Origin of the sequence: Idiomarina sp. Sol25, from assembly GCF_033052775.1 — a bacterium.
Classification (GTDB): domain Bacteria; phylum Pseudomonadota; class Gammaproteobacteria; order Enterobacterales; family Alteromonadaceae; genus Idiomarina.
On record NZ_JAUPEW010000007.1, the window covers coordinates 67049 to 81931 of the forward strand.

Here is a 14883-nt window from a genome sequence, read left to right on the forward strand (position 1 = left end):
TTATGTGCGGTATTGTAGGTGCCACGTCGGAACGTCGGGTAACAGGTATTTTGCTGGAAGGCTTGAAGCGACTGGAATACCGGGGTTATGACTCGGCTGGTGTGGCTGTTATTGACGCTGATAATCACCTTAAAAGCGTACGCCGTACCGGTAAGGTACAGGAGTTAAAAGACGCGATAGACCAGAATCCCTTAGATGGCACTATTGGTATTGCCCATACGCGCTGGGCGACGCACGGCGGCGTGACCGAAGCGAACGCTCACCCTCACCGCTCTGAAGATGAAATTGCCGTAGTGCATAATGGCATTATTGAAAACCATGAACGCCTGCGCGAAGAGCTGCAAGCGGAAGGTTATGTTTTTAATTCGAAGACTGACACTGAAGTAATCGCTCACTTAATTCATCATGAGAGAAAAACTCATGGTGACTTACTGGCTGCTGTTAAGTCGGCAGTACGGCAGCTGGAAGGTGCTTACGGCACCGTGGTTATGGATACCAAATATCCTGAGCGTTTAGTGGTGGCCCGTTCAGGCAGCCCTCTGGTTATTGGTGTGGGTATTGGTGAGAACTTTGTAGCTTCAGATCAGCTCGCTTTATTGCCCGTAACCCGTCAATTTATTTACCTGGAAGAAGGTGATGTTGCAGACATTAACCGCACTGAAATCGATATTTACGACACTGAAGGTAACGCTGTAGAACGTGAGGTTGTTGAATCTGACGTAAGCTACGACGCGGGTGGTAAAGGCCAATATCGCCACTTTATGCTGAAAGAAATTTACGAGCAGCCTATTGCCGTGCGTAACACGCTGGAAGGTCGCTTGTCTGAAACCACCGTGCTGGATAACGCTTTTGGCGAAGATGCAGCTGACATTCTAAAAGATATTGAACACGTTCAGATAGTTGCCTGTGGTACCAGTTACCATGCGGGCATGGTGGCGCGCTATTGGCTGGAGTCTATGGCGAATGTGTCGTGCAATGTCGAAATTGCCTCAGAGTTTCGTTACCGCAAGTCCTATGTTCACCCGAACAGTTTACTTGTGACTATTTCACAAAGCGGTGAAACGGCAGACACCTTAGCGGCACTGCGTTTGTCGAAAGAGCTCGGTTATAAAGGCAGCCTGACTATTTGTAATGTGGGCTCATCGTCTATGGTGCGCGAATCCGACCTGGCCTTTTTAACCCGCGCCGGTGCAGAAATTGGTGTGGCATCGACCAAAGCCTTTACCACCCAGTTAACCGGTCTGCTGATGCTGACCTTAGGCATTGGTAAATACCGGGGCATGCCAGAGCAGCAGCAAGAAGCCGTAATTCATGCTCTGCAAGCCTTACCAACCAAGCTGGAAGAAGCGGTGTCATTAGCCGATGAAATTGAAGAGTTAGCGCAGGACTTTGCCAACAAAGAGCATAGTTTGTTCCTGGGGCGTGGTAACCAATACCCTATCGCTATGGAAGGTGCGTTAAAACTGAAAGAAATTTCGTACATTCACGCTGAAGCTTACGCGGCTGGCGAGTTAAAGCACGGCCCACTGGCACTAATTGATGAAGAAATGCCGGTTATTGTGGTGGCTCCGAACAATGACTTACTGGAAAAACTGAAGTCCAACGTTGAAGAAGTTCGCGCCCGCGGCGGCTTGATGTACGTTTTTGCTGACAAAAACGCCCGCTTCAAAGGCGATGGCTCGTTAACCGTACTTAACGTCTGCCATTGCGACGAAGTGATAGCACCTATTGTTTATACCGTTCCTTTGCAGCTGCTGTCTTACTACGTAGCTTTGATAAAAGGTACCGATGTGGACCAGCCCAGGAACCTGGCCAAGTCAGTCACCGTTGAATAAGGAAGGGCCGAAAGGCCCTTTTTTTGTGGTGTAGTAATAAAGTTTCATACCTAGTAATAAAGAATCATACTAAGGAATATAGTTTCATACTAAAACTGTTTCTAGATTAGTCGCTCGGCTGGGATTTTTTGCTAATAACTGCTTAAGCCCAAGCAGTACAATCAAGAGCAATTCAGATGGTTCTTTTACGTCGCAAATGATGTGGCTCCATATAGGTCCAAATTAACATTATTAACCCTGTGAGCATTAGACAAACAGAAGTTATATTAAATGTTTGCGCAAACAGAAAAGCAGTTTCTACATGATTTCCCGCTTGTTCCAGTAAATACACCAAAACCAGGTCTCTGCTTCCGATGCCCCCTATACCTATCGGTAGTTGACTTACCAAAGCAGACAAACTAGCAAACCCAAATGACTCAAACAGTGTGGTTTCAAGTTCAACGCTGCTGGCAAAAAAATAGACCTGAATTGCTGAAATTAGCATTGAGCTAATACTAATTAGGGCACACTTAAATATCAATATTGGGGAATAGGCAAAACCTCGTATTTCAGACTTTGTTTGCTTTCGTCTTTTCCACAGGCTAAATATCAAAAGTACGAGACAAAGAATGACGGCCCCACTTGCTATTATCAGTAGTAATTGCTTCGTGAAAGCATCAACACCTTTATCGATAGCGTAAAAGCCAAACAGTGTGGAGATAAAGATTGTCGGTATAATGTCGAACAGGCGATCAAAAACAAGTGTTAAAAACGAGGTTCGAATACTTAAACCTTTGTCAAATAAGTACTTGCAACGTATCAGTTCTCCTACTCGCCCGGGAGTAATTAAACCTAGCATGAAACTCGGAACATACACGTCGAACAAAGTTTTGTTATCCATTACCACACCATTTTCCGCAACGATTAACGACCAACGTTTGGCGCGTAAAATAATTACGGGCACAGTTAGAGCTACTCCGCTCAGTAGCCAGTTGTAGTGAATAGCTTGGACGTATTCCATCAAGTTTTTTGACAACGTGTAGCGATATAATAACGTCACCAGAAGAGCCGCCGACAGTATTTTGAAAGTAAATAGAGCTTTTTTAGTCGAAGATACTTTGTTTTGAAAGCTAGGCTGTTGCATTGTAAATTTCTTCTTTTAAACCTGTACTCTTGTATCAGGTATTTCACAAAAAGTTAGGGCAAGACGATGAGCCATAGATTTTTAGTCAATAGGCTCAGAGCGACGCGATACACTGCCTTCGGTCTTATAATCATTAAGTGTTCTGACCGTGCGTTAACACACAAAAATCAATAGTCGAGGGGTGGTTTTTTATCTGAGGATTTGATTTATAACTACCGCAGAACAACAAGACTGCTGCCATATGAATAAAGCTATCTACAGAATGTATACACTTATCCCGCGACTGATAGCTAAATTTTCTATTTAGTTGATAACCAATATACTCAGTCATTTTTAGCTTTTTCATGAAGTTGTGTCTCGACCTGTGACTTTAAGTGAAAGTAAAGCAGCGCTGGTACCAATAAAAAGTCCGGCTATAACATCAGATACATAGTGAATGTTGGTCAGCACGAGTAGTACGGAAACGCTTAAGCCTATTACGAAAGCCGGAATTCTAGTTTTCGGAAATAGGACTGCTAGCATTATCAAAAAACAAACTGCGATAGATGTGCTACCAGATGGGAATGAAGCAAACTCGCGTAACCCGGTAAACGGATGGAAGCCCTCTGTGATGAGCTGTCCACGGTCTTTCAAACCACTCGCGATATTATCGTCAGGGAAGAAACTTGGTGTTTGGTTCGGCCATGTTCTGCCAAAGGCAATTTTTAGAAAGTTCTTTATTGAGACTGTTACCATATATGTCACGGTGATAATGAACATATCTTTGTATAAAGAAGTTCCTACTTTTTTATATAGCGTAAGCACATACGCGAGAATGTATAAGATGGAGAAAAGGCCCATTAGCACAGGGATAGACAATATAATTGAAACACCGATGCTTTCCTTAAACGGATGCTCATTCAGGTATGTTACTACCTGATGATCAATGTAGTTTACACACAACATTACGGTGAGGATTGTAATCAGTAACGAGCTACTGAATCCAACTGCTGAGTTAGGCTTTAAAAGCGTGAGTAATTTCATGAGTCACCTAGGTAGTATTTTCGGTTTGTTAGTGAGCATGGAAGTAGATACTGAATGGCTGTTGCTAACCTCTTTGGGGCTTCCAGCATAGGAAGATGTCCAATATTGCTGAGCCAGTGTAACTGACAGTCATAAAGTTGATTTTCGAGAAAAGTAAAGCAATCTGTATCCACTACGACATCTGCCCGACCAGCGAGAACTATTAACGGGATTCGCTCTTTCTGTAACGTTGATAAGCATTCATTACTAGTCACGAGCGCGTCAAACATAACTTCGATATGTTCATTACGGCGAATATGGTCAATAGCGAGATAATATTTTACCCAGCCAGGAATCCGTAATGGTTTATGGACTACTGTCTGGAAGAAAGCTTTATAGTCGTCAATATCCTTTACGATAAAAGGAGAGTTTGTACCTTTTCGAAAATTTCGAATTTTACGAATTTGCCTTTCTGTTATACCAAATGGGCTAATAAAGAATAAGGCATGAATATTGGAGACCGAACCTCTTATTAAATTAGCCGCTACAGCACACCCCATCGAACTACCCACCAAGCAATAATTTGTTATTCCCTCCGCAAGTAACAACTCGGTTATAGCGCTGGCATAAGCCTCGAGGCGGTAATCCCCGTTCTCTGGATTATCAGACGCACCGTGTCCGGGCAAATCAGGTATCAGAACACCATGTGTGCTTCTAAGAGGGAACACCGTGCTCAGCCAGAGTTCTTTATTACCATTGAACCCATGTAAAAAGACCAACATGGGCTTTCCCTGATTCTTGTGAATAAAGTAACTAATAATTCCTTGGCTTGAGAGAAACTTACGCTCAGTTAGTCGCGCAACGTAAGATGTAGCTTTACAAGCTAATCGGTATAATGCTTTACCGATAAAATAGCGAAGTGAATATTTTGGGGTAACTGACATTACTATGCCCAGGCCAAGACTCGATTCAATTGATCACAAAAACCAAAGAACCCATTTATATTAAGACGATGATGTTCATTTTTATGGAGGTGAGTTAGTTTTTCTGAACGATTATTTACCGCATGAACATGAGCAGCATTGAATAACAGAATATCACCCTCTTCTGGCTGGATGTCGATGTAATGCACGCCGTCTAGTTGCTCCTGGGCAATCGGGTAACCTCCGCTATTCATTATTCCCAGTTCATCCAACCAAGATTCTTCTGGTACAAAGTTGTAAAGACGTAAAGCTGAAAAGCCTTTCGGTGGATGCTTTGGGTAAAAATTAATAGCTATGGGGATTTTTACATTTTGAAACTCCAGTCCGGAGTATTTTACCTGCGGCCAGTCTGTATGTGCCAGCAAAGGCGTTTCGTAGTTTGTAGGGTTGTTCCAAATAGAACCACGATACACTGGAGCTGGAAGCCCCTGAATATAAGCTTGCCTGAAGCGATATCCCGCCTCCTCTATACTATCAAATACTTGCCTATAGATATTGTTAGCTCCGCGAAATAAGAGATCGGTATAGGTTCCGTTTCTCTGCAATTCATCTATCACCCTATCTACATCTTGCAGATAGGTGTTTGCTCCAACCATTAAAGCAGGTACGCCATCATTTCGTTGATATAAACCGGCACTATTAATAAAGTTGTCATATACCACCTGACATAACTTTGGTGACATGACCCTTTTTACAAGTAACGCGGTAATCTCTCCGTTTAACAGAGCTGCCATATTTTCACTCAGTTCAGCGAAAGAAATTTCCTGAAACTTAAAACTCATTGTTAAAACGCTCCCCCAATAGAATTAAACTTTTATCCACTGAAAATATTTTTCATCAGCTAGCGCTAGTAATTCATCATCTTCTTTCGTGTCACCGTAGGCGTAGACTTTGGTATAGTCCTTTAGGTTTACTAGCTTTTTCACTCGTTCAGCTTTGGCTAATCCGGTGCAGTCACCATTTAGATAGCGACCAGTTACAACATCATCCGTTACCTCAAGCTCTGCACAATACAGCTCAAACCCCATTTGCTCACACCAGGGTTTCAGGTAAACATCCAATGAAGCCGAAACTACGATGATTCTGTCGCCTTGTTTTTGATGCCAATGCAACCGCTCCATTGCTTCAGGACGAAGTACAGATGGAATAAATTTTTTAGCATGCAAAAGACCTTTTTCGTCAATCTCTGATTTAGAAAATCCTTTAAGACCAATCTTGACCACTTGCTGTCTTATACGAGAGGAGGACACCAATCCAGCTCTATAACCGAGAATGGATGGTGCAAGTAACAGGCGCCCCCAGCGCATTCGTTCCGGTGGTGTCACTTCTTTTATGAAAGGAGTAAAAGTGTCGCAGTCGGTAATCGTTCCATCAAAATCAAATAGTGCGAGGTTCATAAACTATAATCCCTAACTTTATTATATGGAGAATTCATCAATGAAAGACTGTAAAGAGGTAGAAATACGATCAGTGTTTGCTAACAAGCCATCATGACCATGCGTAGAATGGATTGTCATTAACCAACTATATGGCAAATATTGATCCATGAAGCCCAACTCTTGTTCGTGGAACAGTACGTCGCCAGACATTGCTAACAATAAGGTGTTGGTTTGAATGCGGGTTAATACTTGCTCCAATGAGTAGCCATGACGTGCGATATTGTGACTGTCCATCGCTTTAGTTAGATACCAATAGCTGATAGCACTAAATCTCTTTGTGAATTTTTCACCAATATATCGTTGGTACGATGACGCTCTGAAATCGTTAAAGGTTTGATGGCTAGGTTCAGCCTGTGTCCTGCTATAAGTTTCAAAGCTACGGTACGAAAGCACGGCTAGAGACCGAGCTGCCGCTAGTCCTTTCTTCCCGCCATTAGGAACATCAAGGTAAAATGACTCATCAGCTTCAATCGCCATTCGTTGAGTTTCGTTAAATGCTTTGGCCCACGGACTCTGTAAAGCATTAGCCCCAGCAATGCAGGCATGTTTGAATAGTTGAGGCTCAAGAGCCATCCACTGAATGAGTTGTTGCCCACCAAATGAGGCGCCAATTCCTAGGTTAACTGCTTTGATGTTTAAATGGTTTCTTACTCTTTGGTGTACCATAACTACATCAAGAATAGTGGTTAGCGGAAAATCAAAACCATAAACACTACCACTAGTTTGCTTACTGCATGGCCCACTAGTTCCGTAGCATGAACCAACTGCGTTCACACAAACAATAAAATACTTTTTGGGTGTAATAACTTTGTCTAAACCGACCAGTTCAGGCCACCATTGAGTTGGATCAGCACCGCAGGTTAACGGGTGACACACCCAGACAATGTTGTTTTGTTGTTCATTTAACTGACCCCAAGTGCTATAAGTAACTGCCATACTAGGTATAGACTTGCCACATTCAAACGTAACAGTTTCGTTAATAACCAAAGTGTGCAATTTGGGGACAGTTTGTAATTCATCTAAAATCATCATTTGCTAACTTTCGCTCGTTGAAATTTGTGCGCTAGGTAGTGCTTTGCCGTAAGCATTTCAACCATCGGCAAGGTTTGATCCCAGTACGCTTCTCTTACGCACTCTTTCGAAGCGATTATCCACAGAATACTTAATTGATTCGCTAGCACTGTTGAGAATGGACGAGTGAGCTTTGATAATAAAAACAGCACTGGCGCCGGCAATGTTACTGGTCGCACTTTTCGTGCTAAAAGCTCTGAATAAACTTCACAAACATCATGCCAAGATAAGTCTTCCGGACCACCAATAGTTAGGACTCGATTGTAGAATTCAGGTTTTTGAGTAACTCGAATACAATATTTTGCGATGTCTTCAACAGCGATAAAGGCTTGTCGTTTATGGGCGTTACCTGGTATCCAAGCTAAACCGTATTTTTCAATAGAACGCCTAACGAAAGAGCGCAGCAATTTCGTTATTCCCTTAGAGCGATTAACGGTTGCCAATTTCTCACCCGCCAAAGGGATTTCGCTGCCAATTAACGCGAAGTAATCGTCCATAAACAGAGGACAACGAATAATTGTGTGGCTCACAGATGAGCTAATAAGTAGTTCTTCACACCATTTTTTTAGCTCGTAAGTTTTTGAGTGCCTAGTAAAATGTGTCGTCATTGGTACTGCAATCGAAATAAAAATAATTTGTTTAACGCCACATAGTTCACAAGCTTCTATCAAATTCTGGTAACCAGCCCGTTCATCAAGCTCAAAACAGTCTTTTACTCTTGGAAAGACTAGAGTCGCTGTAGCGATGACCGTATCGATACCTGCGCAAGCATCAATGAGACTTTGTTTGTCAGTTAAGTCACCAAATACGAGTTCACTTGGTTGACAGTTTAGTTTCTTATAGTCAGAGGATGGGCGAACAAAGGCTTTAATCTCATTCTGTGTTATAAATTCATTACGCTTTTGTACAAGCCGCGAGCCTAACTGACCTGTTGCGCCAATGATTAGCGTTTTCATGAGTTAGCTTTCCTTTCTGAATTAGTTATCACTAACTCAACAAACTCCGCAAGCGGTTTCCTTAAGCTCAGCGTCGAATGGGTTCGAGTTGCACGACCTAGGCGCATCAACAAGACGGGTCGCACGTCATCATCAATACCGAATAAGCTTCTAATCGTTTCACGGCCTTCTTTGCTGCTAATCGGGAAGTCAACGGGCTGGCAGGCAATGTCGGCCCGAGTTAGTGTCAGCCAAGTTCTCATGATGACTCGACCAACCTCAAATCGACCTTTGTCACTCCAGTCTCGTGTCGATACCAGCATATAAGAACCATGGTCATTTAATGCCTTGGTAGATGACCACGCCATAATTTTGCGCAGTCCCAAACGTTTCGCAGTCCATTGTAGTAATCTATGCTTTTTGAGTAGCGATAAAAATAAGGCTTCGATACGCGTGATTGCTAGAGAATCTTTTGTAAAGCCTGTTGGTTTTTGTTTTTCTTCGTGTTGAGTAAGGCGCATGAAATCCATGAGTTCATTAAAATAACCGTCCTCGGAAAACAGTCGAACACTTTCCCTATTTGCCGTTTGTTTCAATAGCGTCGGTGCTTTTTCAAGAAACGAGATATCAGACTCCGTTCCATACGCAGCCGCACAGCAACTCTCTTTTAGGGAGTCAGGTAATTGAATAGGGAGAAAACTAAAACGATTGGTTGAGCGCTTCAGATTTAAATCTCTGTTGCGCGCATAAGAACATGAATCAATCTGCTTAATGTGTATTGTGCCGACATAATAGCCAGTAGCAAAAAAATCTGATTGCTCCGAAGGCTCAAATTCAATATTCGCAATAGATGATGCAGCTTCTAGGGCACACCCGAGACTATACATAATCGCATAACCATCAGGGTCAATATAATTAAGTTGCAGGGATTGGTCCCAGCCTAACTGAATTGTATTAGGTCCTGTGATTCTAAAACGCCAAGGCTGGCAATTATGAGGTGATGGGGATCGCGTCATGACTTGCAAGACTAGTGCAAGTGTTGGATGCTCACCTAGATAAAGAAGTGTGGGACTGCTTACTGAACTTGATACTGGCTCTGCATTTACCAAAGAGAAGTTGCGGGATACTCTGAATGTATGTAGCAGATTAAGTGGCCAACTGATATATTCTTGCACTCGGCTCCATAGACCTCTGGATGCCATGTTGACGTCAAATGTGACTTTATGCGGTACGCGCCTAGCCATCAATAAGTCAATAACGGTTCTAACACCTAATGCTCCCATTGCCATAACACAATACGAAACCTGCGGCCAAGGGTCTTTTGTCACGAGCCGATCAGCTATCACTGGCAGAAAATCCGCAGGGTACTGAGTATATCCTAACCATTTTAATGCGGAGACTAAGTTTCCATCTTTATGCGCTTGCTCAGTCGATCGACCATTAAATGGTGCTTTGTATCTGCGGTAATCAAAAACGTAAATAACGGCCTTACCGCCAAAGTCAAAGCCTGATAGAACAGGAATTCTTCGCTCACATGCAATTTTGTGCATCAAATACTTCACCCAGGGTGAGGCACCGGCGTCAATGCCATCAAATACAATATTGACTCCTTCAAACGCGTCGTAAATATTTGCTTCAGTAAGGCCGTCCTTAAATGTTATCGTTTCTACACTCGGGTTAATGGCTTTAGCTCGTTCAGCAACCACGTCGACTTTCTTGCGACCAACATCTTGCAATAAACAGACTTGCCGATTTAAATTGGTAACATCGTAGTCTTCTGGATCAGCCAAAACAAATTGGTTCATTCCAGTCCGAGTTAATGGTTCTACAATACTTCCACCAACGCTGCCGCACCCAGCAACCAAGATTCTAGCGCTGCCGAGGTGAGCTTGTTCGGAACTGGTAATAATACCAATATTGCGATGAATAGCGTCGTGGAGCTTTGACGGCGACAAAGTATCAAGTGCTTTCAAAACATCTTTTCCTTAACCATGCTGCTTACCAGATATGATTTTGATTGAGCGTCGCAAAAACACCTTTCTCAAATAGTTCTTAAAAACGTCAAAACGATAAAGAATAATTACTGCGATGAGCTCTAACCTACTCGGACATACTGAAATCAATACAGCATCGCCATTATTAAGATCGACGTTGGAGTCCCAGAATGCTTTGATATCAGGGCGCTTTGTCTGGATGGCTTTGTTATCAGAGCCATAAATACACCCACTGTAGGCTTGCTTGATTATTGACGTATGTTCAATGAACGTTTTACCCGGCGATAAGGTGTTCGCCATGAAAGAATTAACACGGATGCTACGAGTTTCATCTCTGGCTTTTTCGGCCGTCATCCGAGGATAAGTGCCCGGTGGTAGAATTGAATATCCTAAACGATATACGTTAGCATTTTGTGTCCTGAATACCACGGAAACTGGCTTCAGTGACGATCGCCAGTTTGCTTGCAATATCTCATTTACTAAAATAGAACCTATGCTGTGATGAGAAAAAACCTTGCCACTAACTCGTTTAATATTCATGTTATCGACATAGATAATCCGCTCCCCACAACCGTCTACTAAGCGAATCGCTGAAAAACCGATCAGCCGTTCTTCTTTAAAAACCAACCAGATATCGCTTATAGTGTTAAAGTAGTCTTTCTTGCCAAACCAGTGAAACGAAGTATCTGCATCATATAACTCGTCTGTAATCTGACAAAATACGTTGAGCAGCTCTGTTTGTAACTTGCTAGGAAATATCTTGTGGGGACTGGCGACTTTGAAAAATGAAATCTGGCCACGCTCTCTAGATGATAAACCTAGTTCGTACAGCCTATCAAACAAGGTGTTAATGCTCATATTACTCCCCCATTTAAAGTGGCATACAGGTTGGTTAACGTCATCGCAACCGGCGTTGCGATCAACAGAATCAGCATGTTGTCCATCCCTCGCGGTGAAACGGCTTCCAACGTAGCGATGAAGAATCCGTATGAAACTGCGAGCGCCATCAATAAGCTAGATATTGGATAAGAGAAAGCAACGAAGACGAAAAATGTGATGGCTGAAAAAATCATAACGGTGAATGAGCCAGCCAGTGATTTGGTGTTTGTTGTCTTCCAAATTACATCTCTCAATTGGTAGGTATTTGTTACGCCATACCGAAGCCCAATCGGTTCTGCAAGACCATCAGCTATCGCAACGGTGAAAAATGCGATGCGAACGATATCCAATGGAAATAGGAGAGCCATAAATACAAGTGTGATGTTGAATGAAATCAACGGGAAGAAGAAGAAGAACCGGCTACTAGGTTCATCTCGCTTTCTCAGACAGCCTGAAACAATACCGTGAACCCACCAAGTGCTGCTTAGAGCGGAGATGCTATAGATTACAATCAAACCAACAGAGCCAATAAATACGGCTGGGATAAGCTGGGCATCGGGAAGAAACGCCAGTGTTGGGCCAGTGATAATCATGATCCCAATATGGTTAATCTTACGCGAATAACCATCTTTCAACGCATATTCTTTACGGAGATATGTAGAAATATTGCCAAGCACTAACGTACTCAGGACCAAATAAACGACAATTCTCGTCCACGGAATGTCCGTAATAAAGTGTTCCATTATATTCAGCGGGGCTTGCACTCCCGCTACTTCCTTGTATTTTTTTTGTTATAAAACGGAAAGATAAAGGAAAATAAAACATAATTCAACATTTGTAAAACATTTCTTCTATCCAAATATCATTCGATTACTTAGAATAGAAAGGAGGTCCGAAAAAAGCGATGATTTATGTTTCTGATATGGCGCTTACGCATTGAATGATTAATGCGAGAGGTAACAATATGAAAAAACGCAATATTTATACACGTGTAGGGGAGTAGGTTGATACTAATATGTTATTCGCATCAATAACTGGGCTGCGATTATCTCGTTCAAATAGCGTTTCGGTCTCTAGTTTATTGAGTTTTCATAGCTATACTTCGTATCAATACTGTTTTTAGTTTTGTTTACTGAGATTTTGCTTAACTAGGTCTGCTGTTATGGTTTACGAGTAGCTGTCATTCAGCCACCGACCCACCGTAAGGGAGGCGCACTAAACTTTATTTGACGAGTAGAAATACCGTAAAATCGAACGAAAAAAGTCCATAGCAGCAAAAGTACCGGAGGATAAATTAGTGGCTCAGATACTTACGTTCAAAGGCTGCCTGCGCGTTATTATATTTAGAAATAACTCCTATTCTTTTCAATAGCTTAACGAACAGAAATGGCACATCGAGCTGATAAGGCAGAAAACCTGCGTTTGCGGATCGCTGAAATGCATGGTGATTGTTATGCCACTCGCCAGCACTAAGTCCATAAAATAATTGATTCAGTGCTTTAGATGAATGGTAAAAATCTACGCTGTCTTTATGTTGTGCTTTTTCCGTACCACCACCATGACCACGATAATTGAAGTCACGTGCTACTGAATGGTAGGCAAAAATCACCGCATACCAAATAGTTAGCAATTCCAATCCGCCTAGCAGCCACATAAGAAAAGCCCAAAAAGTATTGGCAAAAGTAGAGCGAATAATAAATGATGATACGGACTCTACGCTTCCCCATCGCTGAAAGCTTTCGTATGACGCGAACTTAAAACCAATATGGCAGATTACTTTTTTCATATGTTCAAATTCTTCTTTACTAACTGTTCGGTCTACTTTGTAAAAAGGTGACGCAAAAAAGTTACCTAACCAACCTAGGTGCGGTCCATACGGGTCGTTACTAGTGTCTGAAAACCGATGATGTAGTAAGTGGTTATACGCATACACTTCTTCTCTGTAAGCAATTGGATTGAACCACATGATCAATGTTGGCATCCATTGGCTGGAAAAAGTGAAAGCGTTATGACTGCAAAATCTGTGATACCAGAAAGTGTTTATTAAATTGGACATAACATAAAACAGTACAGAGAAAATCAAGATATTGATTATGTTCAGATACTGAGTTAAAAAGGAGACAAAGAAAAATAGTGAAATGTAAAAATATACTTCTACATGCAAGTTTAACCAATGGCTTCTGTCTTTTCGTGGATTGATGAGGTGAATATATTGACGTAACACCTCATTCACGCGCGGTTTTCGTATTGAACCATCTGCATTTTCTTTTGCGTACACCGGATCCAATTGAGTGATTTTTCCGCGTTTTACTGCTGTGTTTGCAGTTGTTGACTGACTCATCCCTGTTTCTCTCTCCTGAACATATCAAACAGCAATAAGGATTAATCTGACGACTGTGCTTAGCTGCTCCAGTACAAATTCAACTAAGCAGACCGTTGATTAAGAGATATGTTATATTTTTCTATTGAATTGTTGTTTTCGAAGACCAATGTTAATGGTAGATGTTAATAAAAGTCAAACTTAAACATGGCTTTTGTATTACTAGGCTTATGCGTACTCAAGTTATGCGAGCTCACAGCTTTTTTGAATGAGGACTTCCAGTTGATGAAATTCTAGCTTTTTATAGCGTTCTCCAAGCGAAAATCCCATCTTCTATTTCAGAAGAACTGTTAAGGCATCTAGTATCAGTTAAACAAATTTTTTGAGTGGAAATTATTCCTTGAAAGCTTTAAGACTTGTCTAGAGGATGAGTTTCATTTAAACCGCTTTAAAAATACTAACGGAGTCGTAAGTGTCGCGTGAAAAAAAGGTTTTAGATATTGATGCTATGCACAAGCTTGCTCTTTATATTAAAAGAAGTAGTTGCGCGAGCGAAGTCACGCAAGGGCTAGAGTATGCACTGCAATTTTACGATATTATAAACTTTAACTTTATATATGACAGAGCCTTTCTGAGAGCAAGGCTTACCGAGAGCGGCGAGCCTTGGAAGTCGACGTCAGAAATATATTATCCACCAGGCAGGTCGGTTAAAGCAGGGCGAGTAAATGACGTGGGGGAGCCATTTTTGTATATGAGTTTAACCCTTGATACAGCTTTATCTGAAATCAACGCTAAAGAGGGTGATATAGTCCAAATAGGTGCGTACAGGACAAAAGAAAGTAAAAAGCTACGTGTTGGTATGATAGGCGAAAAATTCCGGGTTGCTCGGGGTAGCGGTCATTTTTTGCAAGGTAAAAACGCTGAGCCTATTACCAAACTAATAAACAAACTCGATTCGCAATCAAAGCTCCTAAGTAGAGCGTATCTTTACCCCGATCTATTTTTCGACGAAATTTTAACTGATGAAGATGCTGCGAAAAGCCAATACTTACACTCCAGAATACTGGCAAATCTGATACTTAGTAAGCACAAGGATATCGATGGGCTTTTTTATCATAGTGTCCTTAATGAAGGTAGTAAAAATATAGCCCTTCCTGGGCATAAGGCAGATGAACTGCTTGGCCTTGAACACACTGTTTTAGTAAAAGTAAAGAAAGCATATCCTTATGGTTTATTCCTTACTGAGCTCATAAAAACCCCGGAAAACATACTGCCAAACGGTGACGTCATTTGGGATTAGAG

Annotated in this window: 13 protein-coding genes; 2 read left to right on the plus strand and 11 right to left on the minus strand. The window is 41.9% G+C overall.

Features of this window, described 5'->3' with window-relative positions:
- The first annotated feature begins 2 nt into the window (after positions 1-2).
- Entirely contained in the window at positions 3-1835 is a 1833-nt protein-coding gene (glmS, locus tag Q5L94_RS10695) for a glutamine--fructose-6-phosphate transaminase (isomerizing) (protein WP_317498390.1), read from the plus strand.
- 172 nt (positions 1836-2007) lie between these two features.
- Here the strand turns inward: glmS and Q5L94_RS10700 are convergent, their stop codons facing one another.
- The 11 genes from Q5L94_RS10700 to Q5L94_RS10750 form a co-directional block, all read right to left on the minus strand.
- On the minus strand, positions 2008-2958 hold the full coding sequence (locus Q5L94_RS10700) for a lysylphosphatidylglycerol synthase transmembrane domain-containing protein (RefSeq protein WP_317498391.1): 951 nt from the start codon (positions 2956-2958) through the stop codon (positions 2008-2010).
- 342 nt (positions 2959-3300) lie between these two features.
- Positions 3301-3981 carry a phosphatase PAP2 family protein gene (locus tag Q5L94_RS10705; RefSeq protein ID WP_317498392.1) on the minus strand — a complete coding sequence of 227 codons (681 nt, stop codon included), beginning with the start codon at positions 3979-3981 and terminating at the stop codon, positions 3301-3303.
- On the minus strand, positions 3978-4742 hold the full coding sequence (locus Q5L94_RS10710; protein ID WP_317498393.1) for an alpha/beta hydrolase: 765 nt from the start codon (positions 4740-4742) through the stop codon (positions 3978-3980). The genes Q5L94_RS10705 and Q5L94_RS10710 overlap by 4 nt, the downstream gene beginning before the upstream one ends.
- Before the next feature lie 164 nt (positions 4743-4906).
- Positions 4907-5725: a hypothetical protein gene (locus Q5L94_RS10715; RefSeq protein WP_317498394.1), complete on the minus strand. Its 819-nt coding sequence runs from the start codon at positions 5723-5725 to the stop codon at positions 4907-4909.
- A 24-nt stretch (positions 5726-5749) separates the two neighbouring features.
- Complete coding sequence (locus Q5L94_RS10720) at positions 5750-6340, minus strand: HAD family hydrolase (RefSeq protein WP_317498395.1); 591 nt, start codon at positions 6338-6340, stop codon at positions 5750-5752.
- A gap of 21 nt (positions 6341-6361) precedes the next feature.
- A complete protein-coding gene (gene metX, locus Q5L94_RS10725) occupies positions 6362-7414 on the minus strand; it encodes an alpha/beta fold hydrolase (RefSeq protein WP_317498396.1) in 1053 nt (350 codons plus the stop codon).
- The gene (locus Q5L94_RS10730; RefSeq protein ID WP_317498397.1) at positions 7411-8409 is read right to left on the minus strand and encodes an SDR family oxidoreductase; all 999 of its coding nucleotides are present in this window, start codon (positions 8407-8409) and stop codon (positions 7411-7413) included. Before Q5L94_RS10730 ends, metX begins: the two co-directional genes overlap by 4 nt.
- Positions 8406-10361: a ThiF family adenylyltransferase gene (locus Q5L94_RS10735; protein ID WP_317498398.1), complete on the minus strand. Its 1956-nt coding sequence runs from the start codon at positions 10359-10361 to the stop codon at positions 8406-8408. The genes Q5L94_RS10730 and Q5L94_RS10735 overlap by 4 nt, the downstream gene beginning before the upstream one ends.
- Before the next feature lie 12 nt (positions 10362-10373).
- Entirely contained in the window at positions 10374-11240 is an 867-nt protein-coding gene (locus tag Q5L94_RS10740; RefSeq protein ID WP_317498399.1) for a hypothetical protein, read from the minus strand.
- On the minus strand, positions 11237-12025 hold the full coding sequence (locus Q5L94_RS10745) for a hypothetical protein (protein WP_317498400.1): 789 nt from the start codon (positions 12023-12025) through the stop codon (positions 11237-11239). The genes Q5L94_RS10740 and Q5L94_RS10745 overlap by 4 nt, the downstream gene beginning before the upstream one ends.
- Before the next feature lie 530 nt (positions 12026-12555).
- Positions 12556-13602 carry a hypothetical protein gene (locus Q5L94_RS10750; protein WP_317498401.1) on the minus strand — a complete coding sequence of 349 codons (1047 nt, stop codon included), beginning with the start codon at positions 13600-13602 and terminating at the stop codon, positions 12556-12558.
- 451 nt (positions 13603-14053) lie between these two features.
- Here Q5L94_RS10750 and Q5L94_RS10755 point away from each other — a divergent pair, with 451 nt between their 5' ends.
- Positions 14054-14881 carry an RES domain-containing protein gene (locus tag Q5L94_RS10755; protein ID WP_317498402.1) on the plus strand — a complete coding sequence of 276 codons (828 nt, stop codon included), beginning with the start codon at positions 14054-14056 and terminating at the stop codon, positions 14879-14881.
- Positions 14882-14883: the final 2 nt, after the last annotated feature.